The sequence below is a fragment of the Tenacibaculum singaporense genome (genome assembly GCF_003867015.1).
In the GTDB taxonomy this organism is placed as follows: domain Bacteria; phylum Bacteroidota; class Bacteroidia; order Flavobacteriales; family Flavobacteriaceae; genus Polaribacter; species Polaribacter singaporensis.
On sequence record NZ_CP032548.1, the window covers coordinates 180,618 to 205,612 of the forward strand.

The 24,995-nt window shown below is 32.1% G+C and carries 28 protein-coding genes; 14 read left to right on the plus strand and 14 right to left on the minus strand.

Translation table 11 applies throughout. The features are described 5' to 3' along the window. Positions 1 to 53: 53 nt before the first annotated feature. The 9 genes from D6T69_RS00785 to D6T69_RS00825 all read left to right on the plus strand — a co-directional run bounded on the left by D6T69_RS00785 (position 54) and on the right by D6T69_RS00825 (position 6,782). Complete coding sequence (locus D6T69_RS00785) at positions 54 to 590, plus strand: YceD family protein (protein ID WP_125065995.1); 537 nt, start codon at positions 54 to 56, stop codon at positions 588 to 590. A gap of 8 nt (positions 591 to 598) precedes the next feature. Then, positions 599 to 793 carry a 50S ribosomal protein L32 gene (rpmF, locus tag D6T69_RS00790; protein WP_047789948.1) on the plus strand — a complete coding sequence of 65 codons (195 nt, stop codon included), beginning with the start codon at positions 599 to 601 and terminating at the stop codon, positions 791 to 793. 150 nt (positions 794 to 943) lie between these two features. Next, the gene (locus D6T69_RS00795; RefSeq protein WP_125065996.1) at positions 944 to 1,939 is read left to right on the plus strand and encodes a beta-ketoacyl-ACP synthase III; all 996 of its coding nucleotides are present in this window, start codon (positions 944 to 946) and stop codon (positions 1,937 to 1,939) included. Positions 1,940 to 1,962: 23 nt separating this feature from the next. Next, complete coding sequence (gene accB, locus D6T69_RS00800) at positions 1,963 to 2,445, plus strand: acetyl-CoA carboxylase biotin carboxyl carrier protein (RefSeq protein WP_125065997.1); 483 nt, start codon at positions 1,963 to 1,965, stop codon at positions 2,443 to 2,445. An 87-nt stretch (positions 2,446 to 2,532) separates the two neighbouring features. Continuing rightward, the gene (accC, locus tag D6T69_RS00805; protein ID WP_073182137.1) at positions 2,533 to 3,873 is read left to right on the plus strand and encodes an acetyl-CoA carboxylase biotin carboxylase subunit; all 1,341 of its coding nucleotides are present in this window, start codon (positions 2,533 to 2,535) and stop codon (positions 3,871 to 3,873) included. Between the two features lie 69 nt (positions 3,874 to 3,942). Further along, positions 3,943 to 5,181, plus strand: coding sequence for a 3-deoxy-D-manno-octulosonic acid transferase (locus D6T69_RS00810; protein WP_125065998.1), 1,239 nt, complete (start codon positions 3,943 to 3,945; stop codon positions 5,179 to 5,181). Next, a complete protein-coding gene (locus D6T69_RS00815) occupies positions 5,181 to 5,741 on the plus strand; it encodes a YeeE/YedE family protein (RefSeq protein WP_125065999.1) in 561 nt (186 codons plus the stop codon). The genes D6T69_RS00810 and D6T69_RS00815 overlap by 1 nt, the downstream gene beginning before the upstream one ends. Position 5,742: 1 nt before the next feature. Next, positions 5,743 to 6,156, plus strand: a complete 414-nt coding sequence (locus D6T69_RS00820; RefSeq protein ID WP_125066000.1) for a DUF6691 family protein — start codon at positions 5,743 to 5,745, stop codon at positions 6,154 to 6,156. Positions 6,157 to 6,545: 389 nt separating this feature from the next. After that, positions 6,546 to 6,782, plus strand: coding sequence for a hypothetical protein (locus D6T69_RS00825; RefSeq protein WP_125066001.1), 237 nt, complete (start codon positions 6,546 to 6,548; stop codon positions 6,780 to 6,782). 61 nt (positions 6,783 to 6,843) lie between these two features. Here D6T69_RS00825 and D6T69_RS00830 read toward each other — a convergent pair whose 3' ends face one another. The 8 genes from D6T69_RS00830 to D6T69_RS00865 form a co-directional block, all read right to left on the minus strand. Then, positions 6,844 to 7,446 (minus strand): DUF4230 domain-containing protein, encoded by a 603-nt coding sequence (locus D6T69_RS00830; RefSeq protein ID WP_125066002.1) that lies wholly within the window; start codon positions 7,444 to 7,446, stop codon positions 6,844 to 6,846. A 43-nt stretch (positions 7,447 to 7,489) separates the two neighbouring features. Further along, on the minus strand, positions 7,490 to 8,083 hold the full coding sequence (locus D6T69_RS00835; protein WP_125066003.1) for a lipoprotein signal peptidase: 594 nt from the start codon (positions 8,081 to 8,083) through the stop codon (positions 7,490 to 7,492). Positions 8,084 to 8,210: 127 nt separating this feature from the next. Beyond that, the gene (locus tag D6T69_RS00840; protein WP_125066004.1) at positions 8,211 to 10,106 is read right to left on the minus strand and encodes a M61 family metallopeptidase; all 1,896 of its coding nucleotides are present in this window, start codon (positions 10,104 to 10,106) and stop codon (positions 8,211 to 8,213) included. Between the two features lie 75 nt (positions 10,107 to 10,181). After that, positions 10,182 to 10,763 carry a DUF4097 family beta strand repeat-containing protein gene (locus tag D6T69_RS00845; protein ID WP_125066005.1) on the minus strand — a complete coding sequence of 194 codons (582 nt, stop codon included), beginning with the start codon at positions 10,761 to 10,763 and terminating at the stop codon, positions 10,182 to 10,184. A gap of 113 nt (positions 10,764 to 10,876) precedes the next feature. Continuing rightward, positions 10,877 to 11,254: a TraR/DksA family transcriptional regulator gene (locus tag D6T69_RS00850; protein ID WP_047790047.1), complete on the minus strand. Its 378-nt coding sequence runs from the start codon at positions 11,252 to 11,254 to the stop codon at positions 10,877 to 10,879. Positions 11,255 to 11,258: 4 nt separating this feature from the next. Further along, complete coding sequence (gene ileS / locus D6T69_RS00855) at positions 11,259 to 14,666, minus strand: isoleucine--tRNA ligase (protein WP_125066006.1); 3,408 nt, start codon at positions 14,664 to 14,666, stop codon at positions 11,259 to 11,261. 118 nt (positions 14,667 to 14,784) lie between these two features. Then, positions 14,785 to 16,698: an OmpA family protein gene (locus tag D6T69_RS00860; protein ID WP_125066007.1), complete on the minus strand. Its 1,914-nt coding sequence runs from the start codon at positions 16,696 to 16,698 to the stop codon at positions 14,785 to 14,787. 51 nt (positions 16,699 to 16,749) lie between these two features. Next, complete coding sequence (locus D6T69_RS00865) at positions 16,750 to 17,511, minus strand: TerB family tellurite resistance protein (RefSeq protein ID WP_125066008.1); 762 nt, start codon at positions 17,509 to 17,511, stop codon at positions 16,750 to 16,752. A 119-nt stretch (positions 17,512 to 17,630) separates the two neighbouring features. Here D6T69_RS00865 and D6T69_RS00870 point away from each other — a divergent pair, with 119 nt between their 5' ends. Next, positions 17,631 to 18,041 carry a BrxA/BrxB family bacilliredoxin gene (locus D6T69_RS00870; protein ID WP_125066009.1) on the plus strand — a complete coding sequence of 137 codons (411 nt, stop codon included), beginning with the start codon at positions 17,631 to 17,633 and terminating at the stop codon, positions 18,039 to 18,041. A 133-nt stretch (positions 18,042 to 18,174) separates the two neighbouring features. Here D6T69_RS00870 and D6T69_RS00875 read toward each other — a convergent pair whose 3' ends face one another. The 5 genes from D6T69_RS00875 to D6T69_RS00895 are packed head-to-tail and all read right to left on the minus strand — an operon-like array spanning position 18,175 to position 21,224. Beyond that, complete coding sequence (locus tag D6T69_RS00875) at positions 18,175 to 18,633, minus strand: LexA family protein (RefSeq protein ID WP_125066010.1); 459 nt, start codon at positions 18,631 to 18,633, stop codon at positions 18,175 to 18,177. Positions 18,634 to 18,658: 25 nt separating this feature from the next. Next, positions 18,659 to 19,915 (minus strand): Y-family DNA polymerase, encoded by a 1,257-nt coding sequence (locus D6T69_RS00880; RefSeq protein ID WP_125066011.1) that lies wholly within the window; start codon positions 19,913 to 19,915, stop codon positions 18,659 to 18,661. A 28-nt stretch (positions 19,916 to 19,943) separates the two neighbouring features. Beyond that, positions 19,944 to 20,150 (minus strand): helix-turn-helix domain-containing protein, encoded by a 207-nt coding sequence (locus D6T69_RS00885; protein WP_047789930.1) that lies wholly within the window; start codon positions 20,148 to 20,150, stop codon positions 19,944 to 19,946. 2 nt (positions 20,151 to 20,152) lie between these two features. Continuing rightward, positions 20,153 to 20,656, minus strand: coding sequence for a DUF2975 domain-containing protein (locus D6T69_RS00890; RefSeq protein ID WP_125066012.1), 504 nt, complete (start codon positions 20,654 to 20,656; stop codon positions 20,153 to 20,155). 7 nt (positions 20,657 to 20,663) lie between these two features. After that, positions 20,664 to 21,224, minus strand: a complete 561-nt coding sequence (locus D6T69_RS00895; RefSeq protein WP_125066013.1) for a DUF2975 domain-containing protein — start codon at positions 21,222 to 21,224, stop codon at positions 20,664 to 20,666. Between the two features lie 105 nt (positions 21,225 to 21,329). Here D6T69_RS00895 and D6T69_RS00900 point away from each other — a divergent pair, with 105 nt between their 5' ends. The 4 genes from D6T69_RS00900 (at position 21,330) to D6T69_RS00915 (ending at position 24,427) form a co-directional block, all read left to right on the plus strand. Then, the gene (locus D6T69_RS00900) at positions 21,330 to 21,791 is read left to right on the plus strand and encodes an Lrp/AsnC ligand binding domain-containing protein (RefSeq protein ID WP_047789927.1); all 462 of its coding nucleotides are present in this window, start codon (positions 21,330 to 21,332) and stop codon (positions 21,789 to 21,791) included. An 8-nt stretch (positions 21,792 to 21,799) separates the two neighbouring features. Further along, entirely contained in the window at positions 21,800 to 22,381 is a 582-nt protein-coding gene (locus tag D6T69_RS00905; RefSeq protein WP_125066014.1) for a HupE/UreJ family protein, read from the plus strand. A 65-nt stretch (positions 22,382 to 22,446) separates the two neighbouring features. Continuing rightward, entirely contained in the window at positions 22,447 to 22,878 is a 432-nt protein-coding gene (locus tag D6T69_RS00910; protein WP_047789925.1) for a deoxycytidylate deaminase, read from the plus strand. Further along, positions 22,865 to 24,427 carry a S41 family peptidase gene (locus D6T69_RS00915; RefSeq protein WP_125066015.1) on the plus strand — a complete coding sequence of 521 codons (1,563 nt, stop codon included), beginning with the start codon at positions 22,865 to 22,867 and terminating at the stop codon, positions 24,425 to 24,427. The genes D6T69_RS00910 and D6T69_RS00915 overlap by 14 nt, the downstream gene beginning before the upstream one ends. Before the next feature lie 2 nt (positions 24,428 to 24,429). Here D6T69_RS00915 and D6T69_RS00920 read toward each other — a convergent pair whose 3' ends face one another. Further along, a complete protein-coding gene (locus tag D6T69_RS00920; protein WP_125066016.1) occupies positions 24,430 to 24,987 on the minus strand; it encodes an MOSC domain-containing protein in 558 nt (185 codons plus the stop codon). Positions 24,988 to 24,995: the final 8 nt, after the last annotated feature.

The following is a 24,995-nucleotide window of genomic DNA, read 5'->3' on the forward strand; positions in this document are numbered from 1 at the left end:
ATAAAAGTAAAAACATTTTTTATATCTTTGCACGCTCAAATTGATAGTTGTAGATGAAAGACTTAAAACAATTCAACATACCTTTTGTAGGTTTAAAAGAAGGAAGTCATTTGTTTGAATATCAAATTGACAAAACGTTCTTTGAAGCATTTCAGTTTGACGAGTTTAACAACGCTAACATAAAAGCTGATATTACATTTGTTAAAAAAAGCACTTTATTAGAGCTAGCTTTTAACATAAGCGGAACAGTTAATGTTCCTTGTGATATTACCAATGAGTTATTTGATTTACCAATCAATGGTAATTTAGATTTAGTTGTTAAGTTTGGACCTGAGTTTAATGATGAACACGATGAAATCTTGATACTTCCACATGAAGCCTATCAAGTAAATGTTGCTCAATATATATATGAGTTAATTGTGTTATCAGTACCGAGCAAAAGAGTACGCCCAAATGTTATTGATGGTAGTATGCAATCGGATGCTTTAAGAAAATTAGAGGAATTAAAAATAAACGAAGAAAAAACTGTTGAAGAAACATCAACAGACCCTAGATGGGATAAATTAAAGGATTTACTAACAGATAAATAAGACATAAAATGGCACATCCAAAGAGAAAAATATCTAAAACTAGAAGAGATAAAAGAAGAACTCACTATAAAGCTTCTGTACCTCAAATAGCTGTTGATCCTACAACTGGAGAAGCTCATTTATACCACAGAGCTCACTGGCATGAAGGAAAACTTTATTACAGAGGTCAAGTAGTATTAGAAAGTGCTGCTGCTGAGGCTTAAAAACTAGTTTAAAAAATTAAAAAACCCTCTACTTTGAGGGTTTTTTTATGTTTTTACATCAAAAAATACTCTTTTTGATGTTTTTTTCCATAAAAAAGTGAAATAATTTTCATTACTTTGAAAACTCGTTTTACTACAAAACAAACAACTATGACTAAAATAACTGCAGCTATAACAGCGGTAGGAAAATATATTCCAGAATATGCTCTAACTAACAAGGAGCTAGAGACAATGGTAGACACCAATGATGAGTGGATTACTACGAGAACAGGAATCAAAGAAAGAAGGATTTTAAAAGGCGAAGGTCTTGGAACTTCTTTCATGGCAATAAAAGCAGCAGAAGATTTACTTCAAAAATCAAATACAAACCCTGAAGATATCGACATGGTTATTGTAGCAACTGCTACTCCAGATATGCCTGTAGCTTCAACAGCAGCTTATACAGCTTCTAAAATAGGAGCCGTAAATGCTTTTTCTTATGATTTACAAGCGGCTTGCTCTAGTTTTTTATACGGTATGTCAACTGCCTCTAGTTATATTGAAAGCGGGAGATATAAAAAAGTATTGTTAATTGGTGCCGATAAAATGTCATCAATTATTGATTATAGCGATAGAGCTACTTGTATCATCTTTGGAGATGGGGCAGGTGCTGTTTTATTTGAACCTAATAACGACGGTTTAGGGTTACAAGATGAGTATTTAAGAAGCGACGGAATTGGTCGAGAATTCTTAAAAATCGATGCAGGTGGATCAATTTTACCAGCATCAGAAGACACTGTTAAAAGCAAGCAACATTTTGTTCATCAAGAAGGAAGAACTGTATTTAAGTTTGCTGTTTCTAACATGGCAGATGTTTCTGAAAAAATGTTAACCAGAAACAACTTAACAAAAGATGACATTCAGTGGTTAGTACCACACCAAGCTAATAAAAGAATCATCGAAGCTACTGCTAATAGAGTAGGCTTAGAAGATGATAAAGTAATGATGAATATTCATAAGTACGGAAATACTACTTCTGCTACTTTACCGTTGTTACTTGCTGACTATGAAAAAGAGTTGAAAAAAGGAGATAATTTAATTTTTGCCGCATTTGGTGGGGGCTTCACATGGGGAGCTATCTACTTAAAATGGGCATATAACTCATAACTAAACAACTAAAATTTAGGAAAATGGACATTAAAGAAATTCAAAGTCTTATAAAGTTTGTAGCTAAGTCAGGTGCAAGTGAAGTAAAGCTAGAAATGGAAGATATTAAAATCACCATTAAAACTGGAAGTGACACTCCTGAAACTACTATTATTCAAGCTCCTGCTCCAGCAGCAGCTCCACAAATGATAACTCCTGCCCCTGTTGCACAACCGGCTACACCAGCTGCAGCCCCAGTAGCAGCTGAATCTACAGACGACTCAAAATACGTAACTATAAAATCACCTATCATAGGTACTTTCTACAGAAAACCTTCTCCAGATAAACCTAATTTTGCTGAAGTAGGAACAGAAGTAAAAGTTGGTGATACTGTTTGTATCATCGAAGCAATGAAATTATTTAACGAAATTGAATCAGAAGTATCTGGTAAAATAGTTAAAGTATTAGTGGATGATTCTTCTCCAGTAGAATTTGATCAACCATTATTTTTAGTAGACCCATCATAATTTTTGGTTTAGAAGTTTTAAGTTTAGAAGTTTAGCTATGCTAAACTCTTAAACAACTAAACCCAATAAACTCATAAACTAAAAGACATGTTTAAAAAGATATTAATTGCCAATAGAGGCGAAATCGCGCTACGTGTAATTAGAACCTGTAAAGAGATGGGGATAAAAACAGTAGCTGTTTATTCTAAAGCAGATGCTGAAAGCTTACACGTACGATTTGCTGATGAAGCGGTGTGTATTGGACCTGCTCCAAGTAGCGAGTCTTATTTAAAAATGGATCGCATCATAGCAGCTGCAGAGATTACAAACGCTGACGGAATTCACCCAGGATATGGTTTCTTAGCAGAAAACGCTAAATTCTCAAAACTATGTGAAGAGCACGAAATTAAGTTTATCGGAGCTTCTCCTGAGATGATTGATAAAATGGGAGACAAAGCGAACGCTAAAGCTACCATGAAAGCTGCTGGAGTACCGTGTGTACCAGGTAGTGACGGTGTAATTACCACATTTGAAGAATGTGAAAAAGTCGCTGTAGAAACAGGATACCCTGTAATGTTAAAAGCATCTGCCGGTGGTGGTGGTAAAGGTATGCGTGCTGTTTGGAAAGCTGAAGATTTAAAAGATGCTTGGGATTCTGCTAGACAAGAATCTAAAGCTGCTTTTGGAAATGACGATATGTATATGGAGAAGTTAATTGAAGAACCTCGCCATATTGAAATCCAAGTAGTAGGTGATGCTTATGGTAAAGCTTGTCACTTATCTGAAAGAGATTGTTCAGTTCAACGTCGTCACCAAAAATTAACTGAGGAAACTCCTTCTCCATTCATGACAGAAGAATTACGTGATGCTATGGGAGCTGCTGCTGTAAAAGCTGCTGAATATATTAAGTATGAAGGTGCTGGTACAGTTGAGTTCTTAGTAGACAAACATCGTAACTTCTACTTTATGGAGATGAATACTCGTATTCAGGTAGAGCATCCAATTACTGAAGAAGTTGTAGACTACGATTTAATTCGTGAACAAATTTTAGTTGCGGCTGGTGTGCCAATTTCTGGTAAAAACTACAAGCCACAATTACACTCAATTGAATGTAGAATTAATGCAGAAGATCCTTATAACGGATTTAGACCTGCTCCAGGAAAAATAACCTCTTATCATGCTCCAGGTGGTCATGGTGTTCGTATCGATACTCACGTATATGCAGGATATATGATTCCACCAAACTACGATTCAATGATTTCTAAGTTAATTGTTACTGCACAAACTCGTGAAGAAGCGATTAACAAAATGAAACGTGCATTAGATGAGTATGTTATTGAAGGTGTAAAAACAACAATTCCTTTCCACAGACAATTAATGGATCATCCAGATTACGTAGCGGGTAATTATACCACTAAGTTCATGGAAGATTTTGAAATGGAATCATAACATATTTCAACATAGAATAAAAAATCAGTGAGTAACTTCACTGATTTTTTTATTTCATAAATTCGCATAATGAATTTCTTATACAATTTACTTCTTTCTATAGTATCAGTTCTACTTCCGTTTATGGCTTTATTCAACAAAAAGATAAAGTTATTTTATGAAGGAAGAAAAGAAACATTTTCAAGACTAGACAGTATTTCCAAAACTGATAAAGTAATTTGGTTTCATGCTGCTTCTTTAGGGGAATTTGAACAAGGAAGACCTATTATTGAAGAGTTAAAGCAGCTTTATACAGGTTACAAAATAGTTGTTACTTTTTTCTCTCCTTCTGGTTATGAAATCAGAAAAAACTATCCATTAGCTGATGTTATTTGCTATTTACCATTAGACACAAAATCGAACGTTAAAAAATTCATCAAAAAAGTACATCCAGATATGGCTATTATGATAAAGTATGAGTTTTGGCCTAATCTTCTTTCAGAATTAAAAAAACATAATGTTCCTACGATTTTAATTTCAGGAATTTTCAGAAAAAAACAATCCTTTTTTAAATGGCATGGAGGTTTTATACGTAATAAACTAATGGCTTTTAATCACTTTTTTGTACAAAACAAAACTTCTAAAGACTTATTAAATTCTATTAATTTTAATAACGTAACCATTGCTGGTGATACGCGATTTGACCGTGTATACGATATTTTACAAAAAAATAACTCTTTAGATTTTATTACTGAATTTAAAAATAATTATTACACTGTTGTTGCGGGAAGTACTTGGAAAGAAGACGAAGAACTTATTGTAGATTATATAAATAATCATGCTTCCAGTGATGAAAAATTTATCATTGCCCCACATAACATTCAAAGAAAGCAAATTAAAGAATTACAAGATTCTATCAACAAAAAAACTGCTCTTTACTCTGAAAAAGTAAACAAAGAGTTATCAGAATATCAAGTTTTTATCATTGACACTATTGGCTTACTTACCAAAATATATTCATACGCTGATGTTGCCTATGTAGGAGGTGGTTTAGCTACGGGTTTACACAATATTTTAGAACCTGCCACATATGGTATTCCTGTTGTTTTTGGTGGTAACAAATACAGCAAATTCCAAGAAGCAGTTGATTTACTTAAAATTGGTGGTGCAAAAACCGTTATAAATACTAACGATTTTTCTAGTAATTTTGCTTTATTGAAATCAGGCAAAAAACTAAGACAGCAAATGGGGGAAGTTAACCACAATTACATTTTAAAAAATGTAGGGGCAACAAAAACCATTATCACTTATTTAAAAAATATATTATAATGGATTTTATATTACAACCTTGGCCTTGGTATGTATCTGGGCCACTTATAGCTATCGTACTTTTCTTGTTTTTTTACTTCGGAAAAAACTTTGGTGTATCAACAAACTTAGAAACTATGTGTACCATGGCTGGCGCTGGTAAAGTATCAGACTATTTTAAAAAAGATTGGAAAGAACGTGACTGGGCCATTATCTTTTTAGTTGGTTTATTAATTGGAGGATATATAGCTATTAACTATTTATCTGCAACACCTGGAATTGATTTAAACCCTACCACTGTTAACGAATTAGCAGAATTAGGTTTTGCTGAAGCAGGAAAAACCTATGTACCAAATGAAATCTTTAGTATTGATAATATGTTAACCCTAAAAGGCTTTGCTATTTTATTAATTGCAGGACTTTTAATTGGTTTTGGAACTCGTTACGCAGATGGTTGTACTTCAGGGCACGCAATTACAGGATTAAGCAGCTTTCAATTACCTTCTTTAATTGCTGTGGTTGGTTTTTTTATTGGTGGTTTAATAATGATCTGGGTACTGTTCCCTCTAATATTTGGTTAAGATGAAGAATTTGAAATTTTTAGTTATTGGAATAGTTTTCGGAATTATTTTATCAAAATCAGAAGCGGTTTCTTGGTATCGAATTTATGAGATGTTCAAGTTTCAATCATTTCATATGTATGGTATTATTGGTTCTGCCGTAGCCCTCTCTGCTGTATTTATGTACTTCTTTAAAACTGGGAAAGTTAAAGATTACTTAGGTAACCAAATTAATATTAAAGAAAAGAAAAAAGGTTTCATTAGAACTTTAGTTGGAGGCACTATCTTCGGTTTAGGTTGGGCACTAGCAGGCGCTTGTCCTGCCCCTATTCTTGTTTTGATTGGACAAGGAACAATCCCAATGATTATTGTGCTCTTAGGAGCTCTTATAGGAGCTTTTATTTATGGTGTATTAAGTAAGAAATTACCTAATTAAATATTTTTTCTAACTATTCTTTTCTTGTTTAATTATTTCGCTTAAATGAATAGTTATGTCTTTTTTGCTACTTCTCTCTATAATACCAATTAAATAGTATCTAAAACTCATAATTGATAGCCTAAAAGCTAAACAAGTCTCTTAACTAGGAGTAGTTTTCCTTTTAGAAATGTTAAAATTATGTTATAATTTATCACATCTAGATTTGTTTTGGCTTTATATCCTAAATTGAAGTTTTTTGAAAAATTTGAGTTACACTATACCTCAATTTTCATCAATTACCTAAAACCTAAATTATCTAAAAAAACTAAATTCTTTCGCGAAGAATAGACACAAACTGCAAGTGTCTTTAAATGATTGCAGCTTTACAAATACTTAATTTTTATATTATGAGAAAACAAATTGTAAATGTTGGAAAAGTTTTAACAAAAAAGGATCAAAAACAAATTAACGGAGGGCAAGTGCCAGATTATTGTCTTAACAATACTCCTGGCTATAGAGCTGAATGTAGAGAAATTGCATTAAGTGAATTTATAGCTGGACGTTGCCCAAATTGGGATAATTGCTTTAGCTTACAGCCTACAGGTTGTATTGATATGTGCATGCAAGAACCAGGAGGACTATAATTATATCAATAAGTGCTATTCATTTATGAATAGCACTTTAGATTAATTATGTTATTCTCAGTTAATCTTTTAATAGTAAAGGTTCAAACATCTCTGAGTTGGTATTATCCACCACTTTCCAATTGTAAATTTTAGAAAGTTGGTAAATCTTAGATAATTCTTCAAATAAACGTGTTTTAGCGTCTTCTTGCAGTTTAGATACAATAATTGTCGATTTAATCTTTTCAACAGCTTTAGCGTTGAGCTTGTTTAGTTCTTGCTTAGAAAAAGTATTAAACTGACTTTGCTGCAAATCAAAATACTTAATATGTGGAGAAATGAGAATTTCTTCTTTAGGTATTTTATTAATGATTATTTGCTTCCCAATACTGTCTATCTGAATATCTAATTTCGATAAATCATATCCCACCTCAACTTTGGCATTCACAGAAAGCATTGCTTTTTTCTCAAATGTAAGATATCCATAAAAGTATTTCTTTGCATCTGTAAAGCTATACATTTCAGAAAAGTTCCCTTCTGAAACTACTAGCTTACTTAAGTTCTGGATTCCGTTTAAAACCACTTGAATTTCTTCTTGCTCGTACTTTTCCTCTTTCTTTCCATACCAAAATTTTGCAATTAAAAACCCTAATACAAAAACAGCAAGATATTTTAATAAACGCATTGTTTTCTTTTTCTATAAATATAGGAAAAGTATCTAACGTGTTTTACGAAACTTGTTTTGTTTCTTTTTCTTCTTTAGGAAATGCCTGTTTATTGAAAATAAATAACAAAGCCACTCCTATAGTAATCCAAGAATCTGCACCATTAAAAATAGCATTGAAAAAAGTAAAGTTTTCTCCTTCATAAATAGGAAAGTATAACATATCAACCACTTTTCCATGAAATAGCTCTCCGTAAGGATTATCTGAAAAAAGTGTTGCCACGTTGTGGTATGAAGAATCGAAAATTACACCATAAAAAACAGAATCGATAATATTTCCGACTGCTCCTGCTAAAATTAATGCTATCGCTATAATAACGGCTGTATGCGCTTTTCGCTTGATAGATTGCCATAACCAATACACAATACCTGTAACCGCAACAACTCTAAATAAAGTTAAAAATAATTTTCCTGCTTTACCACCAAATTCAAAGCCCCACGCCATTCCGTTATTTTCAGTAAAATGGATTCTAAACCAATCATTAAAAACAACAACTTCTTCTCCTAACTGAAAATGTGTTTTGATGTAAATTTTACTAATTTGATCAATTAAAATTGCCAGAATTACGGTAAGTATTGCTATGTGTTTTTTAGACATTTTTTTTATTTAATGGAAACAAAAATAAGAAAACTATTTTTATGTTTTTTCTTCTGATTTATAGAATGAAAAAGACCAATAGCCATTTAAACATATTGGTCTTAAACTTATCGATTAAAAAAGGTGACTATCCTTTTAACCAAGCTTTTCTTAATTCTTTTTGCTTTTGTGTTGCATTAGGATCATCTTTTAAACTAGCTCCTGTTGTATATGATTGAGTTAAAGTTGTTTTAATAACAACCTCTTTACCATCTCTTTCTAATTTTACCTCAACTTCATTTCCTGGTTGCCACATAAACATTTTAGTAAAAATCTGGTTTGCATTTTCTTTTGTTACCGCAACACCATCTACTTCTTTAATTGCATCGTTAGGTTGTGCTCCATTTTCAGCCCAAAAACTATTGTCATTTACTGCTTCTGTAAATCGGATAGTTTGTGTCGCTTTATCTGGTCTAACAATAATTGCTCCATTATTTTGGATATAATTTGTTTTCACTTTAGACTCATTTAGCTCTAACCCTACTTTAGCAAAAAACTCATTATAATTAATTGGTGTACCTCCTACTACGTGTGTATTTAAAAACGCTCCTATTGATGGATAGGTCATCTCAGTAATTTCTTCTATTAGCTTATCATCTTCAAATGGTTTGTTTTTCCCATATTTTAATGACAACTCTTTCATTAATGATAATACACCTCTATCTCCATTGCTTTCTTCACGCATTAAAATATCGATACACATACCTATTAAAGCTCCTTTTTGATACACATTGTAATACTGTGAAGCATAAGGTTCGTCTAACACATTTTCACTCATTTTGGTAAAACTCATAGAGTCGTTCATAGAAGATGCTGTTTTAATTTTACCCATAATTTTGCTGTAAAATTCATCTTCTGTTACCAAACCTTGGTTTACTTGAAATAATGTAGCAAAGTATTCTGTAATTCCTTCATACATCCATAAATGCTTAGAGAATGTTGGCTGGTTGTAATCGAAATAATGTACGTCTTCTGAATGTACACTTAACGGAGTTACAATATGAAAAAACTCATGAGACACAACATCAATCATACTTTTTGCCAACGCTTCATCTGGCATTGCTTCTGGTAACACTACTACGGTTGATGTATGGTGTTCTAAGGCCCCAAATCCTTTAGGTGCTTTTTCTGTTCCGTCAGATAGATATAAATAAATATCGTAACGTGCCGTACTGTTGATGCTTCCTAAATATGCTTTTTGCGCTTGCATCATTTTTTCCATCACAGCTTTAATTTTTTCAGCTGAGTGTTTTTTGTTTGGAGAATATACACTTAACACAATTTTAATATCTCCTACTTTAAATTCTTCAACATCTAGGTTTCCATAAAACATAGGATTGTCAGTAATATCAAAATAACGTGGTGCAAAATAACTCGACGTTAAAGTTGAACCGTCTTCACTTGTTTTTGTTCCAACTTCTTGTAAAGCGGAAGTTCTTTTAAAGTTGGTAGGCGAAACAACATCTAACTTATATTGGTTGTTTTTTAAAGAATCAAAATACCCCACAAATCCGTGAAGATTTAGCACATAGTTTGTAGACTCAATATTTGTTCCTGCTGGTGAAAATGGAGTTTCTCCTCCAATCCCTCCTGAAACTTCCATATCAAAAGTATCATTTACTAAATAAGTTACTTTATCTAATTTTTGAGCGTTTGTAATTTCCCAAGTATTCGTATCAACTTTTGTAGCTTCTAATTCGTTTCCTTCATAATCTAAAGCCTTAAAGCTGTCTACATATTTACCAAAATCACTCACAGAATATGTTCCTTGAACAACTCTTGGCAGTCGATATGTTACTTTTTCAACTGTAAACCTACCTGGGTTAATTGTTACAGGTACTTTATCATTAGTAACTTTTGTTAAATCTAAAGTTGTTACAATTGGGATTTGAACAGCTAAATCGTTTGTTGTCTTTTTAGTAGAATTACAGCTTGTTAATAGTAATGCTGCAATGGCTGCTGTGGTTAGTATACTTTTATTCATTTCTTAGTTTTTAATTAACCATTAGACAAAATAACTTGTATTTTGTTACGTGTAATTGTTATAAATTTTTGTTAATTACTTTAATTCAATATTAATATTTGCATGAATAGAGTTTACAGTAAATGTTTTAGAAGCAGATGGCATTTCTTTAGAAAACAGAGAGGTTTTTCTTTCTCCATTTATAAGAATTGTTCCATTATTAGTTTTTAAATCTAACTTACTTTTTGAAGTTATTTGCGCAAAAACATTTCCCTGAAAAATATCTATGTTTGAATTTCCCTGAACAGTAGTTAATTTTATATTTCCTCTTTCTATATAAATATTTACATCTCCTTTATAACTTTTTGAAGTTACTCCGATAGTTTTTCCATGAATGCTTATATGTTTGTTTTTGGGAACTTTTATAACTGCCCTAGCTCTTTCTAGCCTCCTCGTTATATATTTTCGAAAGACTTCATTTTTTAATGTTGGAATATTTAATTCAAATGCTATTGTAAAAACTTCTCCTTCTTTTTTGAATAGTATATTATGTGTATATGGATTTTCATCTAATAAAATTACTTCGAGTTGTTCATCTTTTGAATTTTCAATTACAATGTCATCCAAACCGTAAGTAACGACTTCGAGTTCGTTTACTAACATTCTTCTTTTCTGCATTATTTTTTCTTGACAGTAAAGAAATTGGACACTTAGTATAAGTAATAACAATAGATATTTTTTCATACAAAAAAAGCCTCTAAAAGAGGCTCTATTTATTTTAACTTTAAAAGTTATTGTTTTCGTTTTGCTTCGATACTTAAAGTAGCATGTGGTACTAACTTTAAACGTTCTTTTTGAATTAGCTTACCAGTAACTCTACAAATACCATAGGTTTTATTTTCAATACGAACTAAGGCATTTTTTAAATCGCGAATAAACTTTTCTTGACGAATAGCTAACTGCATATTTGCCTCTTTAGCCATCGTATCAGATCCTTCTTCAAAAGATTTAAATGTTGGCGACGTATCATCGGTTCCGTTATCCGAACCATTTTTATATGATGCTTGTAGCAATCTTAAATCTTCTTCAGCTTTTTCAATTTTCTTTTGAATGATTTCCTTAAACTCTTGTAAATCACTATCTGAATATCTTATTTTAACATCATCCATAATGCTATATTTTTTCAATTAACATTCTACTTTTAATGGTATCAAACTCAATTTCTGTACCATTACTTAAAACATCAACAAAAACTAATTCGTTTGTTAATGTTTCTGCTTTAATGTAGTTTTCATTTGCCAATACCGATTCTCTTAAATCATCAGCCTGCAAAATGGTTAATTTTATTTTATCGGTTACTTCTAAACCTGTGTCTTTTCGTGCGTTTTGAATTCTATTAACTAATTCTCTTGCCACACCTTCTTTGCGTAATTCGTCGTTTATTGTAACATCTAAAGCTACGGTTAACCCTTCTGCGTTGGCTACCAACCACCCTTCGATATCTTTCGATGAAATCTCCACATCAGCGGTTCCTAAAGTAATCATTTTATCGTTAATTTCCACAGAAATTTCACCTTCTTTTTCTATTTTGATGATATCTTCTTGTGAAAACCCTTGTATCTTGTTAGCAATCAACTTCATATCCTTACCAAATTTCGGCCCTAAAGCTTTAAAATTTGGCTTGATTTGTTTTACTAAAATTCCTGAAGCATCGTCTAATAACTCTATCTCTTTAACGTTAACTTCTGACTTTATTAAGTCTGCCACCGCTAAAATTTCTTCTTTTTGAGTTGCATCTAATACTGGAATCATGATTTTTTGTAATGGTTGACGCACTTTAATTTTCTCTTTTGCTCTTAGAGATAAAACTAATGACGAGATTGTTTGTGCATTTTCCATTTTACGCTCTAACGACTTATCTACTAAATCAGCATTGTATTTTGGAAACTCTGCTATGTGTACACTTTCAAAACTTTCTTTTCCTGTAGCTTTTATTAAATCTTTATACAAACGATCCATAAAGAAAGGCGCTACCGGAGAACCTAATTTAGCTACCGTTAACATACAAGTGTATAACGTTTGGTATGCAGAAATTTTGTCTTGTGCGTACTCTCCTTTCCAAAAACGTCTTCTACACAAACGTACATACCAATTACTTAAGTGATCTTGTACAAAATCAGAAATAGCTCTAGTTGCCTTAGTAGGTTCATATTCTGAATAAAATTTATCAACTTTTTGAACTAGGGTATTTAATTCAGATAAAATCCAACGGTCAATCTCTGGTCGTTCATTAATAGCTATTTCAGCTTCGCTATAGGTGAAATTATCAATATTGGCATATAAAGAGAAGAATGAATAGGTATTGTATAAAGTACCGAAGAACTTACGTTTCACCTCTTCTATTCCTGCTAAGTCAAATTTTAAGTTATCCCATGGATTTGCATTTGAAATCATGTACCAGCGAGTAGCATCTGGACCATATTCTGACAACGTAGTAAAAGGATCTACCGCATTTCCTAAACGCTTTGACATTTTTTGTCCATTTTTATCTAACACCAATCCGTTAGATACTACATTTTTATAGGCTACAGAGTCAAACACCATGGTTCCTATCGCATGTAAGGTATAGAACCATCCACGAGTTTGATCTACCCCTTCTGCAATAAAATTCGCTGGGTAACTTTCTTTATTATCTATTAATTCTTTATTTTCAAACGGATAATGCCATTGTGCATAAGGCATAGAACCAGAATCGAACCAAACATCAATTAAATCACTTTCACGCTTCATTGGTTTTCCTGATGCCGAAACTAACGTGATTTTATCTACTACATTTTTATGTAAATCGATTTTATCATAGTTCTCTTCTGACATATTTCCAACTTCAAAATCAGCAAAAATATCTTCAGACATTACTCCTGCATCCACTGACTTTTGAATTTCTTCTTTTAATTCAGCTACAGAACCAATACAGATTTGCTCTGTTCCATCTTCAGTACGCCAAATAGGTAATGGAATTCCCCAAAAACGAGAGCGTGATAAGTTCCAGTCATTCGCATTTTTTAACCAGTTACCAAAACGTCCTTCTCCTGTAGATTTTGGTTTCCAGTTAATAGTTTCGTTTAAATCGAACATTTTATCCTTTACATCGGTTACCTTGATAAACCAAGAATCTAATGGATAGTATAAAATTGGTTTATCGGTACGCCAACAGTTCGGATAACTGTGCACATATTTTTCAACCTTAAAGGCTTTATTTTCTTCTTTTAATTGAATCGCTAACTCAACATCTACTGATCTTTCAGGAGCTTCTCCATCAGCATAGTACTCGTTCTTCACATATTTACCTGCAAATTCTTCCATTTCTGGACGGAATCTACCTTGTAAATCTACTAACGGAACTGGATTATCGTTTTCATCTAACACCAACATTGGTGGTACTTCTGGAGTTGCTTGTTTTGCAACTAACGCATCATCAGCCCCAAAGGTAGGTGCTGTGTGTACGATACCTGTACCATCTTCAGTTGTAACAAAATCTCCTGAAATTACTCTAAAAGCATTTTCTGGATTTTGATATGGTAAAGCAAATGGTAACAATTGCTCGTATTTAATTCCTACTAAATCTGCTCCTTTAAATTCCTTTACAACTGCGTAAGGAATTTGCTTGTCTCCTTCAGCGTAGTTTGCTAATTCAGCTACATCTTCAACTTCATTAAATTTCTTCCCTGCAAATTGTTTAGCTACTAAATTTTTAGCCAATACAACTTGAATTGGTTCAAAGGTGTATTGGTTGAATGTTTTTACTAAAACATACTCAATTTTTGGACCAACCGTTAATGCTGTATTTGATGGAAGTGTCCACGGAGTCGTTGTCCAAGCTAAAAAATGTACATCTCCTTCAACTTGTAAAAATTCTGGTAACGTTTCTTTGACTGTTTTAAACTGAGCTACTACTGTAGTATCCGTAACATCTTGATACGTTCCAGGTTGATTTAACTCGTGCGAGCTTAATCCTGTTCCTGCTTTTGGTGAATACGGTTGAATAGTATATCCTTTATACAATAAATCTTTATCATAGATTTGCTTTAACAACCACCAAACCGATTCCATATATTTTGGTTTATAAGTAATATATGGATCTTCCATATCTACCCAATACCCCATTTTCTGAGTTAAGTCATTCCAAATATCAGTGTAACGCATTACAGCTTTTTTACATGCTTCGTTGTATTCTTCAACTGTAATTTTTGTTCCGATATCTTCTTTAGTAATTCCTAATTCTTTCTCTACACCCAATTCTACTGGTAACCCATGAGTATCCCAACCTGCTTTACGCTTAACTTGGTATCCTTTTTGGGTTTTATAACGACAAAAAATATCTTTAATGGCGCGTGCCATTACGTGGTGAATTCCTGGTAAACCGTTTGCTGAAGGTGGTCCTTCAAAAAACACAAATGGTTCGTTTCCTTCACGTGTAGTAATACTTTTTTCAAAGATGTTGTTTTCTTCCCAATAGTTTAATATTTCTTCTGCTACTTTTGGTAAATCCAATCCTTTGTATTCAGTAAACTTCTTACTCATTTTGCCGGTTTATTAATTTAATGTGCGAAATTACGTATTTTCTTGTAATTGTTGAATTTGAGATATAAAAAAACACCTCAAAATTGAGGTGTTTTTGATACTTTATAAGTTATAATTGTTATTTTTTAACTATATAAAAATAAGATCTTCTATTTTTTTGATGCTCTTTTGTAGAACAACTTGTTGTATCATCACAATTGTTTAATAGTTTTTCTTCACCATAACCTAGTGTTTTTTCTATTCTTTCTGGAGATATCCCTCTAGAAACAATGTAAGCTTTTGTTGATTTTGCTCTTTTATCAGACAGCTTTTTATTGTATTCTTTCGATCCTCTACTATCTGTGTGTGATTCTATTCTAATAATCATTTCCGGGTGATTTTTCATTACCGAAACAATATGTTCTAACTCATATTCTGCATCTTTTCTTATTGTATACTCATCAAAATCAAAGTAAATCGAGTTAATCACAATTTGATTTTCTATAATTAATGGTTTTAACGATAAGTTTGTTGTAACAAGTTCTTTATTTACATTAAGGGTTTGTAATTGTTTTGTATCAGCTTTATAATCTTCTTTTTCTGCTATAATTACAAATTTTTTCTCACAATCAACTTCAACAAACCTATAATCTCCATTTTTCCCTGTTACTTGTTGTGCTTGAACCTTACCGTTAGAATCGATTAATTTAACTGTTGCTCCTAATATTGGTTTATTACTTTTTTCTTCCGATACTATTCCTGTTATATCTTCCTTACAGTTATATAAAATAAAGCTATAAATGTCATCATCTCCTTTTCCTCCTTTTCTATTAGAGGAGAAGAAACCTTTATTTCTTTCATCGTCTATCACAAAAGCAAAATCATCATACGATCCATTTATTGGAGCGCCTAAATTATTTGGTTTTTGATAAGTATCAGAATTATTTTTTGATTCGAAAATATCAAGGGCGCCTAAACCTAGATGTCCGTCTGAAGCAAAATATAAGGTGTTGTTTTTAGCTATGAAAGGAAACATTTCTCTTCCTTCAGTATTTATTTCTTTTCCTAAATTTACTGGTTCTCCGTAAGTGTTATCTTCTAAAAGTGCTACCTTGTATATGTCTGTTTCTCCAAAACCATTTGGCATATCTGAAATAAAATACAATGTTTTCTCATCTGGGCTTAAAGTTGGATGCCCCGCAGAATAATTATCATTATTAAATGGAAGTTCTTTTATATTTCCCCATTCTCCATTTATAAGCTCTGCTTTATATATTTTAAGATATGCTATTTGATTATCTCCTCCTTCTAACTTCTTTCCATTAAAATTTGTTCTGGTAAAGTACATCGTTTTACCATCAGAAGTAATCACAGCATTAGATTCGTGATACTGTGAGCTTAGTGATGAAATTATTTTTTCTTCTTCTAAATCAATTATTTGTTTTTCTTCATCATAAACTTCATTTGCTTTATAGATGTTTAAATGCGGTTGGTTGTTCCATTTATATAGCTTGTCATTTTCTCCAATGGGTTTTGTAGAAGCAAAATAAAGCTTATTATCATAGATAAACCCACCAAAATCCGAATACTGAGTATTTACAGAGAGATTGGTTATGTTTACAAATATTTTCTTTTTCTCGTTACTATATTTATTAAAATAATCTTCATTTTCCTCTAAAGCTTGCCCTCTAGAGTCATTCTCTTTAATTTTACTAAATTTTAAAAGCCATTTATCAGATTCTTTAATTTTTCCATTACTTTTTAAAGATTGTGCATATCTAAAAAAATATTCTGACGCTGTAATACTCTCATAGTTGTCCATTAAAATTTTATACCATTTCTCCGCTTCTAAAAACTCTGAGTTATAATAGTGTGAATCTCCTAAACGACTAACAATTTCATACGACTCATTTCCTTTATCATAAATTTTCTCATATAGTTCTGCTGCCTTTTTATAAGCAAAAACTTCAAAATACTTATCGGCTGTGTATTTCCTTTGTCCCAAGCAAATACCGCTAAGAAAAATAAATATTACTACTAACTGTTTCCCCATGCTTCTTACCTTTTGTAGTTAAATAATACTGAAATAATTATCTTTTTTATTTTAACTAATTCCTCGCTCTTTTTTTATCTGTTCATAGGCTGCTTGTATTTTCTGAAATTTCTCTTTAGCTCCTTCTTTATGTTCTTCTCCAAGATTTTGTAACTTATCTGGGTGATGCTTTTTAGCCATTTTTCGATACGCTTTCTTCACTTCTTCGTTAGTTGAATCCTTCGTTATTTCAAGCATTTTATAAGCCCCATCAGATTCATCATAAAACATTGCCTTTATTGAAGAGTAATCGTGTTCGTTAATATACAAGTAACTTGCTATCTTTCTAATCTCTTCTTCCTCTACACTAGTTACTTGTCCATCTGCTTTTGCTATTCCAAACAAAAAATGTAGTAACTGTAATCGTGTAGCATGTGACATATACTGACGTATCTGTAAACAAACTTGTCGTGTAGATACTTGTTTCTTAATAATGCCGTTGAATAATTTAAATGCATGATTTGCTCGTTCTTTACCATACATTTTTACAAAGTACATACGAACATAATCCAGCTCACGCTTATCTATCTTTCCGTCAGATTTGATAACTACTGATGCCAATATTAATAAGCTTATTTCAAAATCACCTGACGTAGCTCTTCCCCTTCTTGGTTGACCTCCCGTCTTTTTTTGATATTCTTGCTGCTCTTGTACAAAATCTTCTACAGAAATTCCATCAATAAAACTTCCTACAGCAAACCCAATAATAGCTCCTATTGGCCCACCTAATGTAAAGCCAGCTCCTGCTCCAAGCCATTTTCCAAATTTTCCCATTGTTTGTTTTTTTAGAAGGTCACAAAGATAAAACATTACCAATCTATCTCCATACTTATTTCGGGTTGATTGTTGCCGTGAAAAGAAGTATCTTTGCTTTAAATTTTTAATTCAAAAATATGTATCCAGAAGAATTAGTAAAACCAATGCGCGATCAATTAATTGATGCTGGTTTTGAAGCTTTATATACTGCTGAAGATGTTGACAATGCTTTAGCCAAAGAAGGAACTACGTTAGTAATGGTAAACTCTGTTTGTGGATGTGCTGCTGGTACAGCAAGACCAGGTGCTATCGCTTCTTTAGGAGCAAATAAGACTCCTACTAACTTAACTACTGTATTTGCAGGTGTAGAAAAAGAATCTACAGCGAAGGCAAGAGAATACATGATTCCTTTCCCTCCATCATCACCTGCAATTGCTTTGTTTAAAGATGGTAATTTAGTACACATGTTAGAGCGTCATCATATCGAAGGACGTTCTGCTGAGGCTATTGCTCAAAATTTAGCAGCAGCGTACGACGAATTTTGTTAATTTTTAGAAACAAGGCTTTTAGACTAAAAAACAAAGAAATCCAGTAAATTACTGGATTTCTTTGTTTTTAGAAGTATTTTCTACTTACCGTCTTGACTCTTTTATCTAACAACGAAGCAGTCTTGACTCTCTTTTATACTTTCTTAATCACATTGGTAACAATTCCCCAAATGATAAAATTATTTTCTTCGGTAATTTTTATAATTGGATAATCTGGATTTTCAGGTTGTAACCACACCTCATTTCCTTCAACACGTAAGCGTTTTACCGTAAACTCTCCGTCTAAAAAACAAACGGCTATCTTATTATTTGTAGGTGGAATACTTCTATCAATTACCAACAAGTCATTATCATCTAACCCTGCTCCAATCATCGACTGTCCACTTACTCGTGCAAAAAAAGTGGCTTCTTTATTTCTAATAAGTTCTTCATCTAACGAGATACGTGTTTCTCTGAAATCATCTGCAGGAGAAGGAAACCCCGCAGAAATTCCTATATCCATAAAGATAGCTCCCTCGCTTTCATTTAACTCTTTTGGTAAAAAAAAGGTTAATGAATCTGATGCTTTTACTTGCTTTAATTTTCGTAACATCTTATTGTTTGTTGTTTATCTAAACTTACTTTACCTTGATAATATCGTTAATATTGGTAGTGTATTTTGGTGATAATCGCTCTTGACGCATCTTCCAAGTACGTTGTAAATCTTGATTAGCCAATTTAATCTTATCTGCTTTATAAGTCTGATTAATTTTATCAATTGCGCTCATTAAAGAGGCATGCTTCGGGTCTTCCTTTGTAAACATATCTAATTGATAATTATCTGAAGGCACCAACCCTGTTACAATTACCCCTGCTCTTTTATACTTTATTCCCTCCTTAAAAATAGTAGTTACAGCTTGTACTGCACTTTTACTTATTGTTAGTGTGGAACTTGTTGGGTACGGAAACACAACCGTTTTACTTGCTCGATGTTGTTCAGTCTCTTTTTTATGATAATCACTGCGCAATAGTACAATTACCATATGGCAACTTGAGTTTTGCTTACGTAATTTTTCTGCACAACTTACGGCAAACGTTGAGATTCTTTCTTTAATATTATCTAAGTCCGAAAATGTATATTCAAAACTTCGGGTTGTCGCTATTGCTTTTTTGTTAGTAGGCTCATCTAGCTGTATTTTAGGCTCTCCTTCTAAATCTTTTTTCAACTTCCAACCTGTTATTGAAAGGTTTTTCAACACCCAATCATCATTTAACTGTGTAAAATCGTACGCCTTTTTACATCCTTTAGTAAGTAGTCTCTTCTGTATACCTCTCCCAATTCCCCAAATACTTTCTATAGGAGTCCATTTTAATGCTTTAATCCTTTTTTCTTCGGAATCAATCACATACACTCCACCTGTTTCTTTCAAGAACTTTCGTGCAATTTTATTAGCAACTTTACTCAACGCTTTTGTTGGTGCAATTCCTACACAAGTTGGAATACCTGTCCATTGTAAAATTCTACTTCTGATTTCGGTTCCGTAAGAATTAAAATTATATTCATCAAAACCTTTGAATTGTAAAAAAGCTTCATCAATAGAGTACACTTCTACATCTGGAGAAAATTGTTCTAAAATCTTCATCACTCTAGCGCTCATATCACCGTACAACGGATAATTTGATGACAACACTGAGATATTATTGTTTTTACAAAACTGATCCCACTTAAAAATTGGAGCTCCAAATGGAAGTTGCAAGTCTTTAGCTTCATCACTCATTGAAATAACACAACCATCATTATTACTTAAAATAGCCACAGGCTTTCCTTGCAAATTCGGATTAAAAACCCGTTCGCAAGAAGCATAAAAGTTATTACAATCTACCAACGCATACATAGTTGTAAAGGTACAGAATCTTCTGTTTTTACTCCTCTACAAATTCTAAAATATCTGCGGGTTGACAATCTAATGCTTTACAAATAGCTTCTAATGTTGAAAAACGAATCGCTTTAGCTTTTCCTGATTTTAAGATGGACAGGTTTGCAGTAGTAATTCCTACAATTTCTGCCAATTCTTTGCTTTTCATCTTCCGTTTGGCAAGCATTACATCTAGGTTTACAATAATTGGCATACTTATATGGTTAAATCGTTTTCTTGTTTTAATTCTTTTGAAACTCTAAATACCTCTGAAAGCACCAAAAAGAAAAGTCCAAAACAGATACTTAAATAATGAGCTCCAATTCCAAAATCAAAATTTATAGTTGATGTTGTTGTTAGCTTTAACCCAATTCTAGCAACAATCATCAAAACACCTGAAATAAGTAATAAATTTCCTGTTCCCTTTAAATTCGTAATTACTTTTTCTGAAAACATCTTAGTTCTAACAAATTCTGTTAACACTACTCTAAACTTATAAATTGCATTATAAACTAGTACATACACCAATAAAAAAATTGCTACAAATACTTTTGAAATTATGCTTGTACCTACATTAAAGTCTAACCCCATAATTTTAAAACTACCTTGTTCTGTTACAAAAAATATAAGAGGAATACCTATAGCAAGAAAAGGAACCATGAAACTATATACAATAAAAATAAAGTCTATTAAGCTTTTTAAAATTTTTAATTTTCTCATAATTAGTTTATATGGTTAAGTCGTTTTCTTCTTTCAGTACATTTCCTTTTCCTACAATGAAAGAAATAAATTGCACAAATAATGCTATAACAAATATTGGTAGTACTTTATTTATTGAAGCCCCTACCGTATACCCAAATATATATCCACTACTATAAGCTGGGTCTGAACTTGAACTTAAAGTTGAACCACCTTCGATTATTAAACCTAGTACTGTTGTAAAACACAAGACTATAATTCCGTAAATAATTAACCCTTTTCCCACTTTTCCTAGTCGGTCACTATTCTCCTTTGTAAAAACACTATCTTTTGAAAAATTAAAAATTACTTTTCTAAATTCAACAAGCAAAAACATCACATACCCCATCAATACTAAAGCTATCAGAGACAAAAAATAATAATATTCATCGCTCCAGTTTTCTGGAATTGTCAATTTAAATATCTCCATTTTACTTCCTCCATAAACGGTATAATGAACTATCTTATAAAATATTTCAAAAAGTTTTACACCTACACTAATTACCAATAGCGTACAAAATACTTTTAAAATATTTAATGTTGATTTCATATTCAATTTTTGATTAATTAATGAGGGTTCAAATATAATAAAATTATCGAAAAACAATAATTTATTATTTTTTATTGATAATCAAACTTTCCTTATTTTTGTTTCATGGTTAGAAAATTAAAAATTGACGGAATTGATAAAATCATTATCAAACGCCTTGTTAAGGATGCACGTACGCCTATTTTAAGTATCGCCCGAGAAGTAGGTATATCTGGCGCTGCCATTCATCAACGATTAAGAAAGTTAGACGAATCGGATTTAATTGATGGTTACAAAATGATATTAAATCCAAAAGCTTTAGGGTATACTACTACCGCTTTTGTTGGTGTATTTTTAGATTCTTCTAGCTTATACTCTTCGGCAATTAAACGTTTAAAAGAAATTCCCGAGATCGTAGAAAGTCATTACACTACAGGTAACTATGCTATTTTCATTAAAATACTGTGTAAAAACAACGAAGACTTAATGCATTTGTTAAATAAGGATATTCAAACCATAAAAGGGGTTTCAAGAACCGAAACTTTTATATCTTTAGACCAACAAATAGATCGACAAATTAAAATTTAAAACCCCGAATGAACGATTTTATCTTCTACTTTAAAATGGGCTTGTTTCATGTACTAGATTTTAAAGCCTATGACCATATTTTATTCTTAATTGTATTAGCTGTTGTATATCAATTTAAACAGTGGACAAAAGTTTTGTGGTTAATCACGTTGTTTACTATTGGGCATTCAATAACCCTAGCACTTTCAGCGTACGGGATATTAAATGTACGAGCAGATTTAATTGAATTCTTAATTCCGTTAACTATTTTTATTACGGGATTAATGAATGTATTAACCGCAAAAAAAGCATCGGTAGGAAAAGAAAATCAAAATTTATTTTTTGCTTTGTTTTTCGGATTAATTCATGGACTTGGTTTTTCTAACTATTTTAAAATTATGATTGGAAAAACTTCTGATAAATTTTTACCCCTAATAGAATTTGCCTTAGGTGTAGAAGTAGCTCAAATTATTATTGTACTCGGTATTTTATTAATTGGAGCCTTAGTGCAATCAATCTTTAGTGTAAATCGTCGTGATTGGATTTTAATTACCTCTTCTATCGTAATTGGTTTTGCTTTACAAATGATGTTTGATCGTGTTTTTTGGTAAAAAATTAACGACTAACTAACTCAAATCTAACTACCTTAGCTTATCTAAGAAAAATCGTACTAGAAATTTTGAAGAAAAAACAATTAAAATATGACATTGCCTATTTAAAAATGGCAAATGAATGGGGACAACTTTCACACTGTATTCGTAAAAAAGTAGGTGCCTTAATTGTTAAAGATCGAATGATTATTTCTGATGGCTATAATGGTACTCCTTCTGGTTTTGAAAACTATTGTGAAGACGAAGAAGGATACACCAAATGGTATGTATTACACGCCGAAGCCAATGCTATTTTAAAAGTAGCTTCTTCTACACAATCATGTAAAGGTGCTACTTTATATATTACACTTTCTCCTTGCCAACAATGTAGTAAATTAATACATCAAGCAGGAATAAAACGTGTAGTATACGCACAGGCATACAAAGACCGATCAGGATTAGATTTTTTAGAGAAAGCGGGTGTTGAACTGACTTATTTACCTTATGAACAAGAATAATTTACCTATATATTTATCAATTGCAGTGGTTTTCGGTATTCTTATTGGAACCTTTTTTAGCAACGGAAACTCAAGTAGTCTTATTGGAAAAAGCTCATCAAGTGAACGAAAAATAAAACGTTTGATTGATTACATTCAAAGTGATTATGTTGATGATGTTAACACTGATGAATTGTTAGACGGAGCCATTGCAGAGATGTTAGGTAAATTAGACCCTCACTCAGTATATATACCTAAGGAAAACCTACAATTAGTTACCGAAAACATGCAAGGTAATTTTGTAGGAATCGGTGTTCAATTTCGTATGATTGGTGATACTATTACCGTTATAGAACCTATTAAAGGTGGACCAAGTATTGAAGCAGGAATTAAAGCAGGTGATAGAATTTTACTTGCAGACAAGGATACACTCTATGGGAAAAAACTGCAAACATCCCAAATAATGAAAGCTTTAAAAGGAAAGCCAAACACTAAAGTTGATTTGCAAATTTATAGAAAAACTAATGATAGTGTTTTTGATATCACTATTAATCGCGGTAAAGTAAATATTAAAAGTGTTGATGTTGCTTATATGTTAAACGATAGTGTTGGTTATATAAAACTAGATCGTTTTGCTCGTAACACCTATATTGAATTTAAATCTTCTTTAAACAAATTACTCACCAAAGGAATGACTGATTTGGTCTTAGATCTTCGTGGAAATGGTGGTGGTTTTATTGATATTGCTAATGATATTGTAGATGAATTTTTAGAAAAAGACAAGCTTATTGTATTTACAAAAAACAACAAAGGAGATATTGTAGAGTCTTTTGCTACTGATAAAGGTGATTTTGAACACGGTGGCTTGTATGTATTGATAGATGAAAATTCTGCTTCTGCTTCTGAAATTGTAGCTGGTGCCTTGCAAGATAACGATAAAGGAATCATCATTGGACGTCGTTCCTTTGGTAAAGGATTGGTACAACAGGAAATGGATTTAGGAGATGGTTCTGCGGTTCGATTGACTACGGCTAGGTATTATACTCCAACAGGACGTTCTATTCAAAAGCCTTATAAAAAAGACGCAGATTCAGAAGAATATAGCCACGATTTTGAACATCGACTAGAAAATGGAGAGTTATTTACCAAAGATAGTATTAAAACTGTTGATAGCTTAAAATACACTACTCCTAAAGGAAAAATAGTATATGGTGGTGGTGGAATTATTCCTGATTATTTTGTAGCAGTGGATACCTCAGCTTATGTTCCTACGATTTTCTTCCGTCCTTTAAATAATTTCGCTTTTTCATATGTAGATGATAATCGTAAAAAACTCGCTTCATTAACCGTTGAAGATTTTATTAACAACTTTGATAAAAGCAATGAAATTTCTGATAAATTCTTAGCAGAGTTAAAAGACTTTAGACTTTCTGAAAGAACAAAAAATCAACTTCGCAGTAACTTAAAAGTATTGATAGCTCGTGAACTTTTTAGTGACGAGGGTTTATATAAAGTAGACCAGCGAGATGATAAAATGTTGCAAAAAGTATTTGAGTTAGAAGCAAAATAGCTTTACATCCCTTTTTTGGTTCTTTTTTCAGAATACACCTTGGCAATGGTTGGGTTTTGAGGGCAGCTTTTTATTTGCTCAAACTTATCACCAGTTTTCACAAAACCTGTTTGCAATATTTTAAAGTAAACTCCTGGTATGTTTTGTTGCCAAAACTGTTTTACTATTTTCATATCATTAAAACGCACTCCTAGCTTCATACAAGGTTGACGTGGTTTAGTTACTTCAATAATAACTTCTCCCACTTTAAAGGTATCTCCTACGTGCAGTTGACTTTCATCTAAATCCGAAACAGTTAAGTTTTCTCCAAACATTCCATACTTCCAATCCAAATTAGGGTGCAATTCTTTCCAATACGCATAATGATTCTCTGAATAGGCATATACCGCTTGATCTATTCCTCCATGATGCTCTCTATTACAAATAGCATCATCTTTTACTTTTTCAACATCTAAAAAAATAGGAGTTTCAACAGGGAATTTAAAAATTCCTGTGGTAACAGTTTTTCCTTTCCAATCGATTTCTTTCCTTTCTCCTATGTTAGTGGCTACAATTTTCATTTTTATTT

Coding starts and splice junctions, on each gene's coding strand:
- D6T69_RS00785 (WP_125065995.1), top strand. CDS start 54: ATGAAAGACTTAAAACAATTCAACATACCTTTTGTAGGTTTAAAAGAA.
- rpmF (WP_047789948.1), top strand. CDS start 599: ATGGCACATCCAAAGAGAAAAATATCTAAAACTAGAAGAGATAAAAGA.
- D6T69_RS00795 (WP_125065996.1), top strand. CDS start 944: ATGACTAAAATAACTGCAGCTATAACAGCGGTAGGAAAATATATTCCA.
- accB (WP_125065997.1), top strand. CDS start 1,963: ATGGACATTAAAGAAATTCAAAGTCTTATAAAGTTTGTAGCTAAGTCA.
- accC (WP_073182137.1), top strand. CDS start 2,533: ATGTTTAAAAAGATATTAATTGCCAATAGAGGCGAAATCGCGCTACGT.
- D6T69_RS00810 (WP_125065998.1), top strand. CDS start 3,943: ATGAATTTCTTATACAATTTACTTCTTTCTATAGTATCAGTTCTACTT.
- D6T69_RS00815 (WP_125065999.1), top strand. CDS start 5,181: ATGGATTTTATATTACAACCTTGGCCTTGGTATGTATCTGGGCCACTT.
- D6T69_RS00820 (WP_125066000.1), top strand. CDS start 5,743: ATGAAGAATTTGAAATTTTTAGTTATTGGAATAGTTTTCGGAATTATT.
- D6T69_RS00825 (WP_125066001.1), top strand. CDS start 6,546: ATGAGAAAACAAATTGTAAATGTTGGAAAAGTTTTAACAAAAAAGGAT.
- D6T69_RS00830 (WP_125066002.1), bottom strand. CDS start 7,446: ATGCGTTTATTAAAATATCTTGCTGTTTTTGTATTAGGGTTTTTAATT.
- D6T69_RS00835 (WP_125066003.1), bottom strand. CDS start 8,083: ATGTCTAAAAAACACATAGCAATACTTACCGTAATTCTGGCAATTTTA.
- D6T69_RS00840 (WP_125066004.1), bottom strand. CDS start 10,106: ATGAATAAAAGTATACTAACCACAGCAGCCATTGCAGCATTACTATTA.
- D6T69_RS00845 (WP_125066005.1), bottom strand. CDS start 10,763: ATGCAGAAAAGAAGAATGTTAGTAAACGAACTCGAAGTCGTTACTTAC.
- D6T69_RS00850 (WP_047790047.1), bottom strand. CDS start 11,254: ATGGATGATGTTAAAATAAGATATTCAGATAGTGATTTACAAGAGTTT.
- ileS (WP_125066006.1), bottom strand. CDS start 14,666: ATGAGTAAGAAGTTTACTGAATACAAAGGATTGGATTTACCAAAAGTA.
- D6T69_RS00860 (WP_125066007.1), bottom strand. CDS start 16,698: ATGGGGAAACAGTTAGTAGTAATATTTATTTTTCTTAGCGGTATTTGC.
- D6T69_RS00865 (WP_125066008.1), bottom strand. CDS start 17,511: ATGGGAAAATTTGGAAAATGGCTTGGAGCAGGAGCTGGCTTTACATTA.
- D6T69_RS00870 (WP_125066009.1), top strand. CDS start 17,631: ATGTATCCAGAAGAATTAGTAAAACCAATGCGCGATCAATTAATTGAT.
- D6T69_RS00875 (WP_125066010.1), bottom strand. CDS start 18,633: ATGTTACGAAAATTAAAGCAAGTAAAAGCATCAGATTCATTAACCTTT.
- D6T69_RS00880 (WP_125066011.1), bottom strand. CDS start 19,915: ATGTATGCGTTGGTAGATTGTAATAACTTTTATGCTTCTTGCGAACGG.
- D6T69_RS00885 (WP_047789930.1), bottom strand. CDS start 20,150: ATGCCAATTATTGTAAACCTAGATGTAATGCTTGCCAAACGGAAGATG.
- D6T69_RS00890 (WP_125066012.1), bottom strand. CDS start 20,656: ATGAGAAAATTAAAAATTTTAAAAAGCTTAATAGACTTTATTTTTATT.
- D6T69_RS00895 (WP_125066013.1), bottom strand. CDS start 21,224: ATGAAATCAACATTAAATATTTTAAAAGTATTTTGTACGCTATTGGTA.
- D6T69_RS00900 (WP_047789927.1), top strand. CDS start 21,330: ATGGTTAGAAAATTAAAAATTGACGGAATTGATAAAATCATTATCAAA.
- D6T69_RS00905 (WP_125066014.1), top strand. CDS start 21,800: ATGAACGATTTTATCTTCTACTTTAAAATGGGCTTGTTTCATGTACTA.
- D6T69_RS00915 (WP_125066015.1), top strand. CDS start 22,865: ATGAACAAGAATAATTTACCTATATATTTATCAATTGCAGTGGTTTTC.
- D6T69_RS00920 (WP_125066016.1), bottom strand. CDS start 24,987: ATGAAAATTGTAGCCACTAACATAGGAGAAAGGAAAGAAATCGATTGG.